At 38.5% G+C, this 21,596-nt stretch carries 12 protein-coding genes; all 12 read right to left on the reverse strand.

Translation table 11 applies throughout. From position 1 onward, the window contains the following. Window positions 1-48 precede the first annotated feature (48 nt). The 12 genes from KYH19_RS15675 to KYH19_RS15730 all read right to left on the reverse strand — a co-directional run bounded on the left by KYH19_RS15675 (window position 49) and on the right by KYH19_RS15730 (window position 21,594). Window positions 49-1,881 carry a RagB/SusD family nutrient uptake outer membrane protein gene (locus KYH19_RS15675; protein ID WP_219075800.1) on the reverse strand — a complete coding sequence of 611 codons (1,833 nt, stop codon included), beginning with the start codon at window positions 1,879-1,881 and terminating at the stop codon, window positions 49-51. Between the two features lie 10 nt (window positions 1,882-1,891). After that, window positions 1,892-5,092 carry a TonB-dependent receptor gene (locus KYH19_RS15680; protein ID WP_219075801.1) on the reverse strand — a complete coding sequence of 1,067 codons (3,201 nt, stop codon included), beginning with the start codon at window positions 5,090-5,092 and terminating at the stop codon, window positions 1,892-1,894. 132 nt (window positions 5,093-5,224) lie between these two features. Beyond that, the gene (locus tag KYH19_RS15685) at window positions 5,225-5,785 is read right to left on the reverse strand and encodes a discoidin domain-containing protein (protein WP_219075802.1); all 561 of its coding nucleotides are present in this window, start codon (window positions 5,783-5,785) and stop codon (window positions 5,225-5,227) included. A 683-nt stretch (window positions 5,786-6,468) separates the two neighbouring features. Further along, window positions 6,469-7,344 carry an ROK family protein gene (locus tag KYH19_RS15690; protein WP_219075803.1) on the reverse strand — a complete coding sequence of 292 codons (876 nt, stop codon included), beginning with the start codon at window positions 7,342-7,344 and terminating at the stop codon, window positions 6,469-6,471. A 69-nt stretch (window positions 7,345-7,413) separates the two neighbouring features. Further along, the gene (locus tag KYH19_RS15695; RefSeq protein ID WP_219075804.1) at window positions 7,414-9,681 is read right to left on the reverse strand and encodes a GH92 family glycosyl hydrolase; all 2,268 of its coding nucleotides are present in this window, start codon (window positions 9,679-9,681) and stop codon (window positions 7,414-7,416) included. Window positions 9,682-9,785: 104 nt separating this feature from the next. Then, on the reverse strand, window positions 9,786-12,230 hold the full coding sequence (locus KYH19_RS15700; protein WP_219075805.1) for a glutaminase family protein: 2,445 nt from the start codon (window positions 12,228-12,230) through the stop codon (window positions 9,786-9,788). A 199-nt stretch (window positions 12,231-12,429) separates the two neighbouring features. After that, the gene (locus KYH19_RS15705) at window positions 12,430-13,434 is read right to left on the reverse strand and encodes a LacI family DNA-binding transcriptional regulator (RefSeq protein ID WP_219075806.1); all 1,005 of its coding nucleotides are present in this window, start codon (window positions 13,432-13,434) and stop codon (window positions 12,430-12,432) included. Window positions 13,435-13,632: 198 nt separating this feature from the next. After that, entirely contained in the window at window positions 13,633-15,309 is a 1,677-nt protein-coding gene (locus KYH19_RS15710) for a RagB/SusD family nutrient uptake outer membrane protein (RefSeq protein WP_255562440.1), read from the reverse strand. Window positions 15,310-15,319: 10 nt separating this feature from the next. Next, window positions 15,320-18,541, reverse strand: a complete 3,222-nt coding sequence (locus KYH19_RS15715; protein ID WP_219075808.1) for a SusC/RagA family TonB-linked outer membrane protein — start codon at window positions 18,539-18,541, stop codon at window positions 15,320-15,322. Window positions 18,542-18,803: 262 nt separating this feature from the next. Continuing rightward, on the reverse strand, window positions 18,804-19,973 hold the full coding sequence (locus KYH19_RS15720) for a hypothetical protein (protein WP_219075809.1): 1,170 nt from the start codon (window positions 19,971-19,973) through the stop codon (window positions 18,804-18,806). Window positions 19,974-20,055: 82 nt separating this feature from the next. Beyond that, window positions 20,056-21,162, reverse strand: a complete 1,107-nt coding sequence (gene lpxB / locus KYH19_RS15725; RefSeq protein WP_219075810.1) for a lipid-A-disaccharide synthase — start codon at window positions 21,160-21,162, stop codon at window positions 20,056-20,058. Window positions 21,163-21,318: 156 nt separating this feature from the next. Further along, a complete protein-coding gene (locus KYH19_RS15730) occupies window positions 21,319-21,594 on the reverse strand; it encodes a stationary phase survival protein SurE (protein ID WP_255562441.1) in 276 nt (91 codons plus the stop codon). Window positions 21,595-21,596: the final 2 nt, after the last annotated feature.

A 21,596-nucleotide genomic window follows, 5' to 3' on the forward strand; every position in this document is an offset into this window, starting at 1 on the left:
TAATATTTAAAAAAAGCACCGGGTGTTTCACCCGGTGCTATATGTATTTTACCAGCCTGTATTTTGTACAATTACAGGAACTTTTTGAATTTCGCCATTTGGTATAGGCCATAAATAGTGTTTCTTTTGGAAAACCCTGTTTTCGGTAACCACTGGTGTAAAAAATCCTGGTGCATTTTGGGTAATATTTAAACCCTTAATCTGCTTGTCGGTAGTCTCTGCAATTTTCCATTCCCTGGTATAGAAATAGCGGTCTAGTTCGAAAGCCAATTCAACACGTCTTTCCCTGCGGATCGCATCTCTCATATCAGTTGGTACAGGTAATGCGCCAGCACCACTTCCGTAAGGCGCTATACCCGCTCTAACCCGGATCTTGTTCAAATAAATCAAGATATCAGGATCTGAAGGATTAGACTCCTGCAATGCCTCAATATAATCTAAATAGATCTCTGCTAATCTGATCATGGTAAAAATAGGTCTGCCCTCTGTCCAGCCTGCAACAGTTAAGTGCTTTCTTGAGGTATAGCCTGTTTTAGTATAATCGTTGTTGGCAATAGCATTTTTGCCGGCATTACCGTTAAATTCAAAACTAGTGATAATATTTGATGATGGATTGATCCACTTACGGCCGCTATAGGTAATATTTGCGTAAAAACGAGGCTCGCGGTTAACATACATATTGCTAATTACCCTTGGTCCGTCCTGATCATTCGGATCTGGAGCCTGATAGGCCGAGGTACCATTTGCAGTATAAGCCGGATCATTTTCAATTGGTAACCCATTTGCTGTAAAATAAGCATCTACCAATTGTTGTGAAGGAGACAGGAACGATCCGCCTTTATCGCCATCAGAAGCACCGTTGTGATTTGGTGCCAATGAATATTGATAAAGCGTAACATCACCTCCCCTGCCAAAAATAATTTCTGAGTTCCAACCGTTCAAAAATACATCTCTTGTAGCAATGAAAGCCCTGTTAAAAGCATTATCCGGCAAACCAGCAGGAGTAGCAGCAACATTATAAAGTGCATAATTTGCATAACGGGAATTGGTTAAAAATGCTTTTGCAGCAGTTGCCACTTTTGTCCATTTTGCAACATCAGCAGTTTGGCTGATTAATTGTTTACCATCCTGGTTTTTAAGGCTGGCATAATCAGTGTTTCCATTAAATAACGGACGTGCAGCGGTTAATAATGCTTTTATTTTGTAGGCATCAGCAACTGAAGCAGTAACATGTCCATAATCCTGGCTCGCTTGTGGTGTTGCAGGTAAACGCGAGCTTGCTGCCTCTAATTCGCTTACAATATAATCGATACATTCATCCATTGAATTACGTGGCTTACTGATTTCCGGTAGCGGAGCGTCAGATGCGATTGGATCGTTGCCCAATAGAACTACAGGGCCATACTGCCTCACTAAATAATAGTAATAAATGGCCCTTAAAGCCCTGGCTTCGCTGTAGTAACGGTTAACAATATCAATTCCTCCAATGTTACAATCAGTACACCTGTTAACATTCGCCATAAAAGAACTGGCGGATTGTATTCCTTGATAAAAGCTTTGCCAGTGGTAGTTTACCGCGCCACTGGTTGCATCCCATGCACCCGAATTTACGTTCTCGCTAAAGTTAGGCAAGGTGTAATCCGCCTCATCAGAAGCAGCTGTCCACGGACCAATGTTTCCACCTGCTGACGGTGACCGGTCCTGATCCTGATCCGGAAGTGTAGAATAAACGTTTGCCAATGCCTGATCGACAGTAGACTTTTTTTCGTACATCTGATCGAAGGTTAGCCTATCATCAGGTACTTGATTTAAAAATTTCTTACAGCCATAATTACCAACGATCAGTAATGCGCCAACTGTATATATCAATATTTTTTTCATTCTTTTTATTTTAAAAATTAGCGGTAAGACCTAAAGAATAATTAGAGGTTAGTGGGTACCTTGTACCGTTATTCGTACCAAGTTCAGGATCCCAAAGCTTAAATTTGCTAATGGTGAAAACATTATAACCTGTTGCATAGATCCTTAAGCGTTTAACACCTATAGATTTTATACCTTCTTTAAGTGTATAACCCAAATCTGCATTTTTTAACCTCAGGAAGCTGATGTCGCGTTTCCACCAGGTACTCGTTTGATAGTTATTGTTATTTGTACCACCATAAGATAAACGGGGATAAACTGCATCCTGACGAGGATTTGTTGGTGTCCAGCGATCTGCAGCTACGGCGAGCATATTACCCAAACCACCCGAATAGGCAAATGAAGGAATGTTTAAAATAACATCAGCATTGTCCTGTCCCTGGAAAAACAAACCAAAATCGAAGTTTTTGTAAGTTAACGAGAACCCGAAACCATAGGTTGTGCTCGGAATATCTCCCCTGCCGATTATCGTCTGGTCAAATGAATCGATTTTACCATCACCATTTAAATCTTTATACTTGATATCTCCAGGCATTAACGTACCAAATTGTGTTGGGCTCGCATTGATCTCTGCCTGGCTGTCGAATAACTTTTCGGCAATATAACCAACACGTGTTGCAGCCAAAACATTATAACCGCGTTGCTCCATCCAAGGGTAAGGTTTCGGTGCCTGATCGTTCTCGATTACTTTATCTTTATTGTAAGTAAAGTTAGCCCTTAAATTAAGCGACCAATCTTTACCGAATTGTGTATCATATTGGATGGTTCCATCAATACCTTTGTTATCAACAATACCCAGGTTACCAATTGGTGTATTGGCCAAACCGATATAATTGGGTACCGTACCTCTACTGATAAACTGGTTCTTTCTTCTTTCTTTATAAAAATCGACGATTAACGATAAGTTGTTATTTAACGTTTTTAATTCAAATCCTAAATCCTGTTTACGGGTTTCAGCCCAGGTTACATCAACACCATAAGCCGTTACACCTAAACCGTTTGTTCCAAGATTTCCATTTTGGCCGAAAGAATAATCACCAGCATCACCAACTTTAGTTAAATAGTAGAAACGTTGCCCTTCGTTATCTGCATAACTATTGCCACTACCTCCACTACCCACAATACCGTCAGAATAACGGAATTTAACCATTTGAATAGCATTTTTAAGCGGTTCAAAAAATTTCTCACTCGAAAGCAACCATCCCAGACCAACAGCCGGAAAAAATCCATAACGTTTATTTGGCGCAAAGTTTTCTGAACCATTATAGCCCATGTTAAATTCAAAGAAATACTTATTATCATAAGCATAGGTAGCGCGACTTACTAAACCCTGTAAGCGGTAAGGAAGTGAAAGGGTTAGGTTAGGTGCAGAAGCTTTGGTATTATCATTTTGATTATACAACAATAAGCCGCTTACAGCATGTTTACCAAAGGTACGGTTATAATTAACAGCCCCTTCAAAGTACATTTTCTTATCGCCACCATTGTCATAGTTGTAATTTAAAAAGTCTTGTCCCTGTAAAATTAAACCATATTTATAACCTGAATTCGGATCTCCAGGAGTAAGGTAAGGGTCGCTAGGGTTAATTCTGTACAAGCTCTCTCTTTTAGTCCTGTTAATTCCATTGGTATTATTCACATCAAAAGAAAACATCGTTGTAACCGATAAACCGGGTGTTATTTCTTTTAAGTCCTGTGTTAAACGGATATTTGAATACAACTGGTTGGTGTAACTGGTTCTATATCCATTTCTCGTAATATCACCATAAGGATTACGCTGATCGGCTTGCGGGCTGATACCAGGTAAACTGCCATTTGGATAAAGCACCGGAAAAGAGGTAGGGTTAATTAAAAAGGCCTGACTGAAAATGTCCTGTGCAAGCAAGTTACTTGGGTAATTATTTTGCCCCAAAATACCCTTGATCCCTAAATCCAACTTGGTGGTACCGGTAATATCCCAGTTTAAGTTTGCACTAACATTATAGCGGTTATAGTTTTGTTTAACCGCAGAATTTACAGCTTCATCGGTTTTAAATAAACCATCTTCACCATAATAACCTAATGATACATAATATTTTGCATTGCTTACTCCACCGGACAGATTGGCTGTTGCTGATCTGTTTCTACCAAAATCGTTATAAATGGCATCAAACCAGTTTACATTCGGGTAAAGGATTGGGTCGGTTCCGGCAGCAGTTTTTTGAACCGCATCTATCGAATATGCCGGCGTAAATGCACCTGCAGCGCCTCCTCTTAAATAATCAGAGTATTTGGCCTCGTTAGCTAAGTTCATGTAATCTACGCCATCAATCAATTGCGGTCTTTTGGTGAAACGGCTTATCCCTTCGTAGTATTCTACGTTAATTCTAGGCGAACCGGTTTTACCTTGCTTGGTGTTGATTAAGATTACACCGTTTGCACCGCGGATACCATATACTGCTGTTGCAGCTGCATCTTTTAGTACAGTGAAGTTTTCTACATCGTAAACACTGATATCGTTTAAGTTACGGTTAGGCACACCATCAATAATTACAAGCGGGCTTCTATCGCCAGATGATAATGAAGAGATACCGCGGATGAAAATATCTGATCCGGTGGCACCTGGCTCACCATTTCTTGATACGTTAATTACACCCGGGATACGACCTGCCAATAATTGACTCATACTGGAAACCGGTTGTTTCAAATCTGCAACGTTTACCGATGACTGTGCACCTACTAAACTTTCCTTTTTCTGCACACCAAAACCTACAATGGCAACTTCCTGTAAGTCAGAACCAGTTGTTTCCTTTAAACGGATATCCAGTGTGGTTTGCGTACCAACTGTAATTTCTTTTGTATCATAACCAACATAAGTTATAATTAAGACTGTATTTTGATCAGGAACGGTAATGCTAAACGCTCCATTTACATCTGCAGCAGCACTCGTAGAACTACCTTTTACTTTAACACCTGCGCCTGGTAATGGTGCACCAGTTTCATCTTTAATGATACCACGTATCACAATATCAGCCTTGGCTTGATTAACTGAAACCGAACTGTTTATATTAATCGCTGAAGCATGAGCTGTTGCGTAAAAACTACTGCTTAAAGCTAAAGTAAAAGCGATAGCCTTAAAAGCACAATCTTTAAGCCTGAGCCTGCCTCCAGTTAAATTTGTATTTTTTTTCATCATAAAATTCATTTGTTGTTAACAGATTACTGTTATAGGTCTATTGATCAGTTGAAATAGATTTATTGCCTAACCGCTTGAACCGGCTGAATAAATCTTTGTGTATCTTATTTACAGAAGTTGGATTGAAAGCTACTGTTGCTCCTCTGGCACTTCGATTACACGCCATTCTGACAACTGGAATAATGAACTGCTACCAATTGCTGTAATGCTCAACCTATAATGCTTATACAAAACTTTGTTTTTGAAGCTATAGGTTTTCATCATGTTACGACCTGAAAATGTTTCGTCATTTCTGGTATCCAGATCTACCCAATTGGAGCCATCCAAAGAACCGCTTAATTTCCAGTTTTTCGGATCTCTGCCCGGAGCATCATTACCTGATGTTAAGGTGTAAGACGCAACCTGTTGAGGAGCAGGAAAAGATAACTGCAAATAAAAGTTGTTTTGGTAAGGGTTGATCAGGAATTTAGTGGCTGGATCGTTATCAACTACCTTTGCAGATCCTTCTGCACCTGCTGATCCTCCAGAACTCTCAATGTTAACAGAAAGTGCGGCTTTTGCCGTTACATCAACTTTGGCTTTCCAGGTGAAAAGATCTACCGCAGGGTATTCTTCTTTACCGCATCCAAAAAGTAAAACCAGGGCAACACAGAGTCCGAAAGTGCTCCTGGTAATTTTTAAAAGATTCATAATTGATTAATTTATAGTTTGGTGGTTATTAAAATGTGCAATAGTTAATCGTAGATCAATGAATGATCAGGAGTATAAATTGATTCAGGGGGGGTAGATTATACCGAAGCTCATACACCTGCCTTGTGCGTCGGCTTCTTAAGTCGAGAAAAAACATTGGTATTGCCAAAGACATGGCCAATTCTGGTCGGGTATTTTTTTGTTCATAAATGGGTTTTAGTTTGGTTTGGTTTCCGTTGGAGACGGAAGAGATTTGTTAAAATGTAAATTTTACTTCATTGAGATTCTCCTTTTATTTTTATGTGAATAGTTAATTAGTTTAAAGAAAAGATAAAACGTTTTAGCATTGTTTGATAAAAAAAAGTCTTGATCTTGTGATCAACACTTCATGTAACAAAAAAATGCTTAATGAATAGAAGACTAAAACGTTTTATTAAACAATAATAAGCATATTATTAATAAATCAAAAATTATTTTATTTTTTTATCAAAGTTAACTTCCTGAAATCGTAAACATTAGCATAAACAGATCGTATTACAATAAAAAAAACTTGTGAAAAGCACTGTTTTTTTAGGAAAAAAGAAAAAGCGGAGATATGTCGCAGAATTACATTATGAAAATTGCAATTCTGCGGTTATATTAGAATAATTTTAAAGTACTTTGGGATATTCAGGCAGAATAGGTTAAGTTAAGCTCAAATCGCAGCAACTTGCAGCACCAATCAATGCTGCATGTTCTTTTAATTCTGAAATCTTAATATCAGTGTCTATTCCGTTGCCTTTTAATGTTGCAATTAATTCGGGGGCAAATGCATTAAAGGATTGCGCAATATTACCACCAACTATTACAGTATCTATTTTGTGCTTCTTGATAATGGGGATCAGGAACTGTGCCAGGTTATAACCAAATTCCATAAAAACCATTGTTGCAAAATGATTGGTTTCTACTATTTCAACCAGTTCTTTCACTCCATTTACCGTTTTGCCGCTAAGTTGATTAAAACGTTTTACGAACCAGCGTGTAGAAAGGTAATCTTCTGCAATTCCATCTAAAAATTCGGAATTCCAGAGGTCAGCATCAAAAGCTTTATCATTGAGACAAAGCGATGAGCCTAGTCCAGTACCAAGCGTTAAGCCTAACACACTCACATTTCCTTTCGCGGCGCCGGCAAAAACCTCTCCTTGTAAAAAACCTGCCGCATCGTTTATAAAGTGAATATGCTCGGCAGGGATATCCAGTCTTTCAGATAATTCTTCTTTTACATTGATCTGGTAAAGTGATTTAAACTTATCCTGATCTTTAATTAATGAAATGCCTTCACTATAATTAAAGGGGCCCGGCATGGCTATTCCCACATTCCTATTGCCGTTTTTAATATTTTTAAAAGCCTTATTGATGATATCGCACCATGCTGATAAAATCACTTCTTTACTCTCCTGCGAATCCACAGGGCTACGCTTGATGGAATCCTTCACTAAAGTTCTTGTTTCCAAATCCACCAATGCGGCCGTAATATGCGAGCCGCCAATATCTACACCTAATGCAACAGGCTTTTCCATTCTATATATATTTCTGTTATCTATTCTTTATTAATCTGAACTAATCCGCCAAAAGTAGTAATTCAATATCTATTTACTGAGCGAAAATGGCTTATCTTCTTCCAATATCCCTCTATTTAACGAAGGTTTAACATTCATCTCCAATTTTAACACCCCTCCTTTTAACAAATCGCTATGGTTTATAAAATTTTTAGTATAATTTTTCCCATTTAAGCTTGCCGATTTTATATAAACATGGGCAACATCATTTGCAGGTGCTTCGATGACGAATTTTTTGCCATTTTCCAGGTTGATGGTTGTTTTTTTAAACATCGGGCTCCCTAAAACATATTCACCAGTACCTGGAGTTACGCTGTAAAATCCCAGAGCACTTAATACATACCACGAAGAGGTTTGCCCCTGGTCTTCGTCTCCCGGATAACCATTTTCTGTGGCATCATACAATTTATGCATCACCTCACGGGCATAAAATTGTGCTTTCCATGGTTGGTTGGCATAATTATATAAATAAACCATATGTTGGATAGGCTGATTGCCATGTGCATATTGCCCCATGTTGGCCATTACCATCTCGGTCATTTCATGAATCATCCCGCCGTACGAACCCACATTCACTTTATTAGGTTCGCTGAAAACAGAATCTAGTTTTGAGATAAAATTGTTGTTTCCGCCCATCAAATTAATTAAACCTTTGGTATCCTGAAAAACCGACCATTGCCAATGCCACGCATTTCCTTCGGTAAATGGACCTCCCCATTCGGTTGGATCGAAATTTGGCGACCACTTGCCTTCCGCATTCCTTCCCCTCATAAAACGGGTAGCCGGATCATAAACATTTTTATAATTGAACATCGGCTTCTCAAAAACTTCCATGTAATGTTTATCGCCAATCATTTTGGCTAAATTGTAAGCGCAATAGTCATCGTAAGCATATTCTAATGTTTTTGCGGTAGCTTCTCTATATTTTGGATAAGGAACATAACCTAACTGGTTATACTCGGTTACCCCATCCCTGCCATTTGCCGGCCCCCAGGGCCCTTTGTTCATCGCTTCGTGGTAATAGGCATCTAAAGCCTTTTTCGGATCGAATGTCCTGATTCCTTTTGCCCAGGCATCGGCTAATAAAGAAATGGCATGGTTACCAATCATACTTCCTGCCTCGCTGGGGAAAGACCATGAGGGCAACCAACCGCATTGTTTGTAGGCATCGAGCATGGCTTGCATGTAACGGCCATGCATTTCTGGCTGGATCAATGTATTTAGTGGAAACTGCGCCCGGAAGGTATCCCAAAAACCAGTATCGGTAAACATATAGCCATCGTGCACTTTACCATCATAAGGACTAAAATAATATGGTTTTCCGGCTTCGTTTATTTCATAAAACTTTCTGGAGAATAAACTTGCCCTAAAAAAGCAGGAATAAAAAGTTTCCATATCTGCTTTCGATCCGCCTTCTACTTCGATCTTACCCAGCGATTTATTCCATACCGCAGCAGCATTGGCTTTGGTATCTTCTAAAGTCTTATCATTGCCTAGCTCTCTTTTTAAATTAAGTTCGGCTTGTTGCAAACTGATGTAAGATGAAGCAGTTTTTACCTGCACCTTTGTACCCGATTCGAACTGTACAAATGCGCCTTTACCCAATCCTTCAGCTGAAATCGAATCTTTTGCTATGGTATTACGTTTGTTCTCCCAGGTGCCGTAAGATTTAATCGGCTGATCGAACTGAATTACAAAATAACTTTTCCAACCTCTTTTAAAACCTTCGCCATTGTTTACCCAGCCCGTTATTTTATTCTCTTTAGGATAGATTTGTACATCACTTAATCTGTTGTATCCGTCTAAAATTAAAAAGCTTCTTTTGCCTTTTGGATAGCTGAACCTGAGGTGTGCACCACGTTCTGATGGCGAAATCTCGGTCGTGATATTATTTTCAAATGTTACCTTATAATAATTTGGTTTAGCAATCTCGTTCTGATGACTGAATTTGGTTTCGCGTTTGTCTTCACTTACAATCAGTTCATCAACCACAGGCATTAAAGAAAACACGGCATAATCTCTCGTCCACGAACTGCATTGATGCGCTTGCTGAAAGCCTCTTATTTTATCTTTAAAATATTGATATTTCCAACCATCGCCATTTCTACCCGTTTGTGGAGTCCAGGTGTGCATGCCAAATGGTAGTGCCGTTGTTGGATAAGTATTTCCTCTGGTGAGTTCATGTTTAGAGTTGGTGCCCTGCAGCGTGTTCACATAGTGAACCCAATCTTTCTGCTGCGCCAATAACCCTTTGGCAACCAGGCAGCATAAAATGGATGCAATTAATTTAAGTTTCATTGTGTGTTTGTTGGTTCTTTTCAGTCGATGTAAATCAACTGTATATTCAAAATCAGCTTTTACCTGCTCAAGTAAGTGGTTGCAGGCAAAGCTGATTAATGTTATTATTTAATATTCCATTTGTCGGCCAGCATTTTGATGAAGTAACCGCCAACAACACTCCTCGCCTGGAAGCCGGTCATTTTACCATTGGTGGTTTCATGCCAATCGCTCAATGGCACCTTGCTTTCGGTTTCGGTAGCATAACGGTATATCGGACTTATAAATTTTTGGAAATCGGCTTCGTTATCAGCCAAAGTCGCAGTCCACATAATCCAATCCGATTTAGTGTAAGTCTTGCGGCTATCCAATGGTAGTCCGTACTCTTTTTGTTTGGTTAGATAAAAGTTAATCTCCTTTTTGTACACTTCTTTAGGAAAGAGATCTAGTTTTAACAGTTTGTTCCAAACGAGGTTATATTTCTGGCTCCAGGTATTTTTATCATTAAAGGTTAAAGCATAATGATCGCCATCATCGGCCATTTTTATCCAGTTCTGTGCCATTTGTAAGGCAGCTGTTCTGTATTTATTAGCTACATCCGTTTTACCAGATAATTGCGCCATTTGTGCATAAGCGCCTAAAGCGACAATGGCTTTAACCGATAAATTCGAATTTCTGGCCAAATGACCTGCAAAATCGTCGGTACATAATTGATTGGCCGGATCGAAACCTTCTCTCAGCAGATAGTTTGCCCATACAGACAGTACCTCCCAGTGCTTTTCGGCATATTTTGTATAGCCCTCGGCCCTGGTAATGGCAGCAGTTAAAATGATCATGTTCCCTGCCTCTTCTACCGGCATATCTTCACCATAGGTTTGGCCGTTGGCTAAAGGATAAGTGCCTAAATCGTGTGCAGCAAATGGTTTCTTCCATTTTCCACTTTCAGAATAATAGAAAATACCATTCAGCATTCCTTTTAACAATTCGGGGTTGTACACCAAAAATTGTGGTGCTGATGGATAAGTTACATCAACCGTATTGATAGAGCCATTACTGAAATTTTCTTTGGATAAAAAAAGGATATCGCCATTTGGTGCATATGCAATTTTGTGTGCTGCAATAGCCTGTCTGTAAGCTAATTTACATAGATCTGCATACGCTTTGCCACCAGCCTTTTCTGCGTCGGCGTATAATTTCGCATCAAAAGTGGCGCACTTGGTTTTTAACGAAGGGTATTGGGCATCGGCTTCCGCCAATTGATCTTCAAATTGTTGATTGCCCGAAAGTCTCCAAACTGGCTTCAGCTTTTCGCCAAAATACTCAACCGATTTCAGGTCGTCATAACCCAACATCATATATTTTTCTATGGGTTTTGAAGAAACCGAACCGAAAGGAATAACACTACTTAAATTTAACGTTTTAGAATTTAAAACCTGTGCTTGTTCTGGATATTTGGAATCGACGAAACTTTTTAAGCTCTCGTTCTGTGCAGCAATAAATTGAGTAGCATTAAACCTGGCTGGAACGGCCATGTACAAATAACCCCAATCAATGCGCAGGTCATCTCCCCTTTTATTTAATACCGGCTGCTCTACGGTTCCTGTTTTTAAGATAGAGAGCTTGTTTTTAGAACTCTTCCACGCCGATACGCTTTGGTTTGGTGTATTTACAGCCAGGTTTGATGATGCCCCAAAGAAAATATCTACGCTGTGCTGCCTGGCATCAGTAGATTTTACGGAATAATTAATATAACTGATTGGCCTTGCGGTTAATTTAATATCATTCAGTAATAATGGAGAGGTAAAAGCTACCTGTAATTCTACCGGACCACAGCTAAAAGTGTATTTGGTTGTAGTTGCCTGAATGGATGCATTGGTTTGAGTGGCTGGAGCAATATTTAAATGATCAGCCTCTTCTTCAACTATCCCGGCATCCAGGTGCCTGCCACCAGCCGTATTTTTGCAATGGATAGCCAATACATTTTTTCCTGTTTTTAAAATACCATCTTCAATTGGCAAATAGCTATAATCAGAAACCCATCCGTTCTTTTTGTAAATTACTTTCCCATTTAAATAAACAATTACGTTATCATCGTGATTGAGTTTAAGGTATTTTTTTGCGGCCGATACTTTGGCTACATCGAAGGTTCTTCTGAAGTAAAGATCATCACTATTCCATTTTGTTTTGGCAGAATTATCGTCTCCAAAAGGGGCTTCGGCTTTTTTCCAGTCATGATCATTGTATGTACTGCTTTCCCAACCTGCTTCAGGTTTATCGAAGCTATAACTGGCCTGATATGTTAATGCATCAGCCGCCGGAAGTATATCTTTAAAAGTTTTACTTCTTTCGCCTAGAAACCGGTAATATTTACCATCAACCTTTATTACACCTAATAAAGATTGTTCCTTCCCCGTCCAATGTTTGGTAACCGATTGGTTAAGCCCATCGCCGAAAGACCAGATGCTAAAATAGGCATCGTGCGTAATTAATGGATAAGCGGGTGCCTTATCTTGAGCTTTTGAAATTAAATTAAAAAAAAGGCAAAATACGACTAAGGAAAGTTTTCTCATAATTAGATATTTGGTTTCATTAATAAATCGTTTTACCAAATTCTTTCAGACAATTTCTCATTCTGGAAATAAAAAATATTAACTGACTGCTGGATTGATACTATTCAGTAAGAAATAAAGTAAAACGTTTTACTAATTCAATATTAGAGAAATAAAAGTCATATTAAAATAGCTTAATGTAACATTTAAGCTACTGAGTTTAATCCCTGATAATTAGTTTAGCCGGAATAATGATCTCCTGGTTATCGGGTTTTGCTTTGGTCGACAATTGTTTAAGAATTAGCTTAATCACATTCTCTGCAATTTCTTCAAGTGGTTGTTGAATTGCTGAAATACCAGGTGTGTGCAGTTCGAAAGCTTCATGGTCATCGTATGCAATAACAGCAAAGTCGTCGCCAATTGTCTTATTGATCTTTTTCAATACTTTTAAGCCACTAATTGCCAAATAGTTGGTTGCAAATAATACTGCATCAATTTTTTTATTATCGAAAAGTTCTTTAATCTGAGTAATCGTTTCGCTTTCTTCCTGGTTAAAATGGATCTTTAATACGAGGTTTTCGTCATACTTGATTCCGTGATCTTCTAATGCTTTTTTATAACCATCATAACGTTCTACGATCTGCTCCACGTTAATATCAGTAGTAACAAGGGCGATGTTCTTTTTACCTTGATCGATAAAATGCTGTATTGACTGGTATGAGGCATTAAAATGATCGGCTCCTACATAACTGGTATTGATATCAGTCAGGTTCCTATCAAAAAAGATTACCGGATTGCCATCTTCCAACAGCATTTTAACATCTTCTTCTATTCCTTTTATTGGAGAGATGATATAGGCATCAACTTTTCGCGATTTAAACATGTTGATCAGTTCTTTCGCTTTGTCAACACTGTTTTCTGTACTGGAATAAATAATTTTATATCCTCTTTTATAAGCTTTATCTTCGATTAGCCTGGCAATCCTGGAAAAGAATGAATTGGAAATATCTTCGATAATCAGGCCGATAATATTGGAGTTACCGGTTCTTAAACTTCTTGCAATCTGATTGGGTTTATAACCACTTTCTTCGATAATTTTTTCTACTTTCTCTATAACTGCTTCGCTTATCGATTTCTCTTTTGCTTTACCGTTAATAATGAATGAAACTGTGGTAATGGATACATTGGCTTTTACGGCTATATCTTTGATAGAAAGCGATTTCATTTGGTTGGATTTCTTTTGTGTTAATCAATTCAAAGCTAAATAAAAATTGCAGCTTTTAATTTTTTACCAATTTTAAAAGCGCAATTTAACATTTTTTATATTAATCGTTTTAGAAACAGTTATTAATGGTTGGCACAACCTGAATGATCAGGCTTTAAACAACAAAAGGCGCTGTTTAAAGCGCCTTTTACATTGAAATTAATAACCAGGGTTTTGGGTCAACTTAGGATTAAGGTCCCGTTGCCGCTGAGGAATCGGGTATAATGCTTTGGTTGCTGACGAGGCTGTGTGGTCCCACCAGGTTCCGGTTGTAAATTTCCCGAAACGGATTAAATCATCTCTTCTGAAACCTTCGAAAATAAACTCTCTGCCGCGTTCTTTCAAAAGTTCATCTAAAGTTAAAGTAGCAGTTGTATAAGCTTTAGCATCGCGTATGGCCGGTGCATAAGCCCGTTTTTTTGTGGTATTAATCAAGGCTACCGCTTCTGCCGTAGCTACACCTCCGCTTTTACGCATAAGTGCTTCTGCTTTGGCAAAGTAAATCCACGTTAAACGGTAAACATTCCAGTCTGTATTGTTATAATTAGGGTCAGGCTGAACAGCAGTTGTATCTTTGCCGTTAATCACAAAACCAGGAACTGAATTACCGAGTTTATATTTATTGAAACGAACACCACTGTTTTCTTCTCCTTCACTCATGTTGGAAACAGTAGATCCTGATTTATTTTTCCGGATATTATCTACAAAAACCAATGGCAAACCCTGGTATTCTACTGTGCCCAATACTGCTTTTGTTTTAAGATTGGTATCGGCAAATTTGTATTGAGGACCAATTAACAGCCATTCTGTTTTACGTCGGTCATCAACTTCATAAGTATCATAAACTCCAGGAATAAGTACAATACCATCATTACCGTTTCTACCGCCACCATAAATTTCTTTTTGGGCAAAATGATAAAATTCGCCGGTCCAGGATGGTTCGAACTTGGCCCTTGTGTAATCATAAGCAATGGAAAATATAACCTCTTTAGATAAATCGTTTGTGTTTTTAAACTGGTCGGTTATTGTGGTATCCAATTGCATGGTTCCGTTTTGCCCACCTGCTTCATTGTTGATCAATTTATCAGCAGCGGCAATACAATCATCCCAACGGGCTGTACCAGACCATACTTCGGCATTTAAATAAAGTTCTACAAGCATGGCGTAGCCACTCGCCTGACTCATTCTGCCTAACATTGCCCTTGATAATTTCGGCACGTTATTAATATTGTCTTTAATTTCTTTCTCCACAAAATCAAATACTTCTTTTCGGCTTGAGGTACCTGGATAAACCGGATTTGCAGGATCTGCAGGTTCAGTTACAATAGGCACTCCGCCAAATAAATCCATCAGTTTCAGGTAATGAAAAGCACGTAATAATTTCAATTCTGAAATAAATTCATCCTTTTCCTTTTGGGTAATTCCCATGGTAGAAATATCGCGTTTGCTAATATTTGCAATAGGATCGTTGCAATATCCGATACCGCCATAAATCAGCGACCATGCATTATTTAATCCTGCTTCGTCTACTGTCCAGCTATGATAATGCAACCGCTTCCATTTTCCACTATCTTCACCATGTGGCCCTTTTGTTGGCCAGGCAAGCTGATCTGCTGATAATTCTGCAGGCCTCCACCAGCCATCCTGGCCCGATGGCGTTACCCAAGCATTTGCGTGCGTATAAGGGCGCAAAACAGCCGATAATACTTCGTTTTTATTGGTGTAAAATTTGTCAGAAGGAATCTGATCGTATGCATTCTCATCTAACTTGTTACAGGCACTAACTATACCAACCAATAAAATTAATGCTGTATGTAATATTGTTTTATTTTTCATTTTTATATCATTAAAAGCCCACATTAACACCAAATAAGAAAGATCTGGTACTTGGGTAAGCACCACGGTTATCAATACCTGGACCTAAACCTGTATCCTGAATAAAATCAGGGTCGTTACCTGAATATCCGGTTATTGTAGCCAAATTCTGGCCGGTTGCATACACACGGATGTTACGAACCATCTTGGTTTTAAGTTTGAAATTGTAACCTATCGTTACTTCATCAATTTTAACATTGGTTCCATTTTCCAGGTAGTAATCAGAATACATATAGGTGTCGTTAATCTGGCTATACTTTCCGAATGCTTCTTTTAAATAGTTAATCCCTGAAATAGACGGGTTACCATAAGACAATGCAGTGGTATTTAAGATTTGATAATCGAATTTACCACGTAAGAATACCCTGAAATCGAAATTCTTATAGGTAAAGTTTGCGGTGTATGAGGCATAATATTTTGGAATGGCGTTTCCAATTGGAGCAAGATCTGTTAAGTTTTTATCTTTTGAATAATTGATCTGATCATTACGCACAGCCTGTCCGTTTCTGTTGTAGAACAACCATTTTCCGTCTGCATCAAAACCTGCAAAACGTTTACCATAGAAAATACCAACATCTTCCCCTTCGTAAGTGGTAATGGCATCACCAAGATCTCCGGCTCCACCAATGCCACCAAAGGTTTTATATTTAACGGCATAAATATCGTTAGAGTAAGAATCCAGGGTATTTTTGATGGTACTTCCTGTAAAATCCATACTAAAAGTAAAATCTTTGGTTTTAATAGCCTGGTATGATAAAGCAAGTTCTATACCTTTTGATGAAATCTGCCCTACGTTGGCAAAAATGCTCGATTGCACGTAAGGTGGCTGAGGTGTAGTATAGGTATCTAATAAATCTTTGGTTGTACGTTTAAATACATCTAAAGCACCTGTTAACTTGTTATTGAACAAAGTAAAGTCAGCTCCAACATTCAACTCCCGTTTGCTTTCCCATTTAAGAAACGGATTTGCATTTCGGCTGGGTCCATACGTTTCGCGGTATGCACCATCAGGATATAAATATTTCCCGCCAGTACTCAAAGTAACCCTTGAGGCATTGTTTTGAAAACCCGAGTTACCCGTTACGCCATAACCCGCTCTTAATTTTAAATTGTTAACCCATTTTACATTCTCCATAAACTTCTCCTGGCTTACATTCCACCCTAGTGATACCGCCGGGAAGTTTCCCCACTTGTTATTTTCTCCGAACCTTGATGATCCTTCTCTTCTTAAAATGAACTGGGCAAGATATTTTCCATCAAATGCATAATTAATACGGCCAAAGAAAGCAATTAGGGTATTGTCGTTTTTAAAACTTCCCATCGCTGCTTTACCATCGGCCAGTGCCTGACCGGCATTTAAATTATCTTCATGAAACTGATCGTTTAAGAAACCGCGGTTACTCGCTTTTGCACCTTCTTCGATATAATACCGATAACTGTAACCTGCCAATGCAGTAAATGAATGTTTATCTGCAATGGTTTTGGTATATTGTAAAGTTGGCTCGAAGGCAAAACTCTGAGATAGGAAGTTATTTTTAAAAGCATAACCTCCATTAGGATAATCACTGTTCTCTACAGAATTTTCGCTGGCAATATTTGCATAGCCACCGTCTATATAACTGTCTCTTTGTACTGAACCAAAAACAGTTCCTTTTAAACCTGTCAAAATATCTAAATCAGCTTTAATATCTGCCGAACTGGTTTGTTGTTTACGGTAACTTGTTTCCTGAAATAAACGTGCAAACTGATTGGTACTCTGGTTATCGTAATAATAAGAGCCGTCGGGGTTATAAATCAGCTTGGTTGGATTTTTAGTTGCTTCTTCTTCCCAACCGCTTCCTGTTAGTTCGTTGTCAAAAAAATCAATTTTGGTTCCATTAGCAAGCAGGTTGGCATTGTTAAAATTGGTTGCCAGGTTCATCTGAACATTCAATTTATCATTCAATCCTCTTTGATTTACATTTAGCCTTAAAGTATATTCTTTTCGGCCGTTTTCCAAAGCAATACCTTGTAAATCCCTGTAGTTTATACTTGCACGGTAACTTGTTTTGTCAGATCCTCCGGATAATGAAAGGTTATGGTTTTGTGACAGGTTATCGTGGTTAACCAATCGGTCGTATAGATCTTCACTGCCACCATAGTCAATTGCATTAATCTGTTTTGAAGCAATTTTTTGTCTAAACTCATCCGCTGTTAAAAAATCCAGGCGGTTTTGGATAAATTCTTTCCTTGCATAGGCCGAGTAGTTAAAAGTAGGCGCACCAGGTTTACCTTTTTTGGTGGTAATTAAAATTACACCGGCATTGGCACTGGTACCGTAAATTGCTGCTCCAGAACCGTCTTTTAAAACGTCAACCGATAAGATATCATCTTGCTGTAAAAGATCAGGGTTACCACCTGGAATACCATCGATAACGAAAAGCGGACTTGCACTTCCGGTTACAGAAACAACACCCCTTAGTTGTACACTTGGGCCGGAGTTAGGATTCGAACTTCCCCTGGTAATGTTCAATCCTGCAACTTTACCCTGAATAAGATCGAGTGGATTCCGGGCCCCACTTTGCCTGAATTGAGCCGTATCTACGTGTGCAACGGATGAAGTAACCTCTTTAGTTTTTAACGTACCGTAACCAACCACCACTACCTCATCTAATTTTTGAGATTGCGACGGGACTAAACTGATGGTTAACGGCGTTGCTCCGTTACCAGCCGGAACGGATTTGGTTTGGTAACCGATATAGCTAAATACGAGCACATCAGTTGCGGCAGCAACATTGATACTGAATTTGCCATTCTCCTGTGTTACGGTACCACCTGTTTTGCCCTGGATCTTAATTCCGACGCCAGGTAAACCGATTTTCTGCTCGTCTACAACGGTACCGGTGATTGTTTTTTGCCCTGCTGATGCCGCAGGAGCTGTGCTTACCGGTGTAGCAGGTGCTGTTGCAGCTGGTACTGGTGCCGGGGTAGTAACCGGACGTGAGCCACCCAGCGGGTTTGGTGGTACCTTTACCGAATCAGCAGGTTTAGCCACCGGGACTTTTTTTGTTGTGTCTTGTTTTTTAGTTGTATCCTGCTGAAAATAATAGCGGTTAAAATTCTTTTTTTCGCTCTTAATTTTCGCAAACAACTGGGGGCATGAAAGTAGGACAAGGCATAGAAATCCTGTCGTCCTGAGTAAAATGTTTCTCATTGGCACTCACTAGTTTAGTTTATAATTAGTTACGCAATGCGGCCAAATTTCACCAAATTAATAAGAGCTATGAGATTAATTAGTTATGATTAGGTTTTCCGCAAAACGATTTAGTAACGCCTTAAACACGGTTTTGTTTTAAAAAAATTTGAAAACACATTAAAATGTTACGCTACAGGTAAAACTAAACTTCACTAATAAACAAGCGCAGGAATTTATAAAAATTTAAAAAAAGGGGTTAAAAACTAAATGAAAAAATTCTTTATTTAAGATCATCAGCACGCTTGTGGTAGTTAAATAACCCAAAACTAAGACCGGCTTTTGCAAACCAGGCTGACCGCTGAAAATAGGCATTGTATGTATCTTGTCCATAGTAACCACCCTCTATAAACAATCCGGCAGCACTAAAGCCACGCACCCTGTAGTGCAAAGTAGAATGAAAATTTATCCGATCCTGGAAAGTTGCTTTGGATAAATTATAAATGGGCCCAATATTCATCTGGTTGGTGATAAAACTTGCAAAAAATTCTATTCTAAAGCTTTCTATCGGATTATATCTTGTAATATCATATATCTTTTTTTGTTCATGATCAACAATGGTGCGTTTATAATTCTTCGAACTTTTGAGAGAATAGAATAAATTAAACTTATTAGTACCATAAACATGATACTTTTTCATTCCAGGTGCCAATCCTGATGATTGTCCATAACCAAATTTTATATACTGGTTGATGGTATTACTGGCATTTTTAAGGAACATGAGTCCATTCAATTCGACTACAAAATCATCACTAAAGTTACCGTTGTAGGTATTAAAATATCCTTTTTTACCCCAAGCCTTATCAGTGCTGTTAAACTCTTCTCCATCCTGCCCGTTAGAATGGTGATATCCTTTAACAGAAAATCCAAAATTGTACTTTCGGCCTTTTTTGTAAAGTTTATTATGACTGATGAATAGCTCACCTCCGGGCCGGGATGATGCCGTACGCACAGGTAATGAACTATCTCCAACCGATTTGTCATTATTAAAAATCCGGACTTCAAATTCAGGATTAAAATAAAGCGCAAACATGAGGTAACTGCCCTTCTTTTTATTTAAACCTATGGTCCAGTTAAACGGAGAAATATTAATGTATGGGCTTATTTTAGCATCTAAAATCAAGCTTTTCCTATCAGAAAAATCACTTTTAGTCATCCATCGCTTATTCGCAATAAAAGAAGCTTTTGATAAAAAAACAGAAGAGGCAATATCTTCATTGAAACTAAAATTATTCCGGTTTCTATCTACAAAATATTTAATCTTTCCACTAAGGCTATCATATAAAACGGAATCTAATTCTACAGTCTTATATCCAGGCTTATTCTGCGCAACTGATTTATTGGAAATAAAAAAAATGACAATTAAGAGGGTAATCGTTGAGGCTTTAATCATGATGTTAATTTTTTATTTAAAAATAACCCACGTTTAAAACATAGCCAATACCCATCATTAGGTATATTTCATCCTTAAAACCTTATTTTTTTAACTTTCCTACAATCAATCTGGCCGTTTTTGCCGAAGCACCAGGTTTGCCCATGAGTAAAAGCAACTCATCGTAATTTTTTAACATTCCGTTCCTGCCAGCTCCTGTAACGATAATTTTAAGCTCCTCATCTACTTTTTGAGTGTTACAATCTTCCTGGATAAGTTCAGTTACAATCTTTTTGTTTACAATCAGGTTAACAAGTGAAATAAACTTAATTTTTACCAGCATCCGGGCAATGGCAATTGAAATTGTGCCTCCTTTATAAACCACCACCTGCGGCACTTTAAACAAAGCAGTTTCTAACGTGGCGGTTCCTGAAGCCACAATTGCAGCATGGGCATGGTGCAATAAATTATAGGTATTGTTAAAAAGCAAGTGAACTTTTTTGTCGCCCGTAAACTGGCGATAATAACTTTCGGTAAAAGTCGGTGCAGCAGCAATGGCAAATACACAATCAGGATAATTTTCGGTAATACTTAACATCACCGGGAGTAAACGTTCTATTTCCTGTTTTCTACTGCCGGGCAATAAGGCAATAATTTTTTCATCTCCCAATTGATGGTTTTCGCGAAAGTTTACATCCGGGATAAACTGTGCAATTTCGTCTAACAGGGGGTTGCCAACGTAATCTACATGCATGCCCCACTCCTGGTAGAAATCAACTTCGAAAGGCAAGATACAGAACATGTGATCCACAACCTTTTTAATTTTCAGCACCCGTTTCTGGTTCCATGCCCAAACTTTGGGTGAGATGTAATAACATACTTTTATGCCATTAGCCTTTGCAAATTCAGCAATTTTTAAGTTAAAACCCGGAAAATCGATCAAAACCAAAACATCAGGCTTCCATTTTATAATATCTTCCTTGCAGGCTTTGAGGTTTCTGAAAATGGTGCGCAAATTTAAAATCACCTCAGTAAAACCCATAAAGGCCATATCGGCATAATGTTTAACCAGTTCACCTCCTTCGGCTTGCATTTTATCGCCACCGAAATACCTGAACACGGCTTCGCTATCCTCAGTTTTTAAGGCTTTCATTAAGTTGGCTCCATGTAAATCGCCTGAGGCTTCTCCGGCTACTAGGTAGTATTTCATAATATGGATGATTTATAAAAAATCGTCATTGCGAGGAGGCACGACGAAGCAATCTTTTATGTTATTATTTGATTGCTCAATCCTCCGTTGTTCTGGAAAGATTGCTTCACGCCAGCTCACTGTCCTCTTCTTCAGTTCGCAATGACGACCATTTCATCAAAAAACTTTGTATGCAAAAAATACAAAAGCACACAAAAACGTTGCGGCCAATATACCCCTGCCTATATTTTCTTTGTTGTATTTAAAAAAGTATTGCATGGTATAAGCATTTATGGCAATACCTCCAATGTATAACAAATCTGCCTTTGCCAGGGAAGCCACATGGTGAATGATGTACCAGGCAATTGAGCAAAATATTGCCGGTACAAGCAAACCAATGCCCAAACCTATCCATACCGAATTATTTAATCTTTTTAACTGATCAATCATCATAG

Origin of the sequence: Pedobacter sp. D749, from assembly GCF_019317285.1 — a bacterium.
In the GTDB taxonomy this organism is placed as follows: domain Bacteria; phylum Bacteroidota; class Bacteroidia; order Sphingobacteriales; family Sphingobacteriaceae; genus Pedobacter.

Coding starts and splice junctions, on each gene's coding strand:
- KYH19_RS15700 (WP_219075805.1), bottom strand. CDS start 12,230: ATGAGAAAACTTTCCTTAGTCGTATTTTGCCTTTTTTTTAATTTAATT.
- KYH19_RS15720 (WP_219075809.1), bottom strand. CDS start 19,973: ATGATTAAAGCCTCAACGATTACCCTCTTAATTGTCATTTTTTTTATT.
- KYH19_RS15685 (WP_219075802.1), bottom strand. CDS start 5,785: ATGAATCTTTTAAAAATTACCAGGAGCACTTTCGGACTCTGTGTTGCC.
- lpxB (WP_219075810.1), bottom strand. CDS start 21,162: ATGAAATACTACCTAGTAGCCGGAGAAGCCTCAGGCGATTTACATGGA.
- KYH19_RS15710 (WP_255562440.1), bottom strand. CDS start 15,309: ATGAAAAATAAAACAATATTACATACAGCATTAATTTTATTGGTTGGT.
- KYH19_RS15680 (WP_219075801.1), bottom strand. CDS start 5,092: ATGAAAAAAAATACAAATTTAACTGGAGGCAGGCTCAGGCTTAAAGAT.
- KYH19_RS15705 (WP_219075806.1), bottom strand. CDS start 13,434: ATGAAATCGCTTTCTATCAAAGATATAGCCGTAAAAGCCAATGTATCC.
- KYH19_RS15690 (WP_219075803.1), bottom strand. CDS start 7,344: ATGGAAAAGCCTGTTGCATTAGGTGTAGATATTGGCGGCTCGCATATT.
- KYH19_RS15695 (WP_219075804.1), bottom strand. CDS start 9,681: ATGAAACTTAAATTAATTGCATCCATTTTATGCTGCCTGGTTGCCAAA.
- KYH19_RS15730 (WP_255562441.1), bottom strand. CDS start 21,594: ATGATGATTGATCAGTTAAAAAGATTAAATAATTCGGTATGGATAGGT.
- KYH19_RS15675 (WP_219075800.1), bottom strand. CDS start 1,881: ATGAAAAAAATATTGATATATACAGTTGGCGCATTACTGATCGTTGGT.
- KYH19_RS15715 (WP_219075808.1), bottom strand. CDS start 18,541: ATGAGAAACATTTTACTCAGGACGACAGGATTTCTATGCCTTGTCCTA.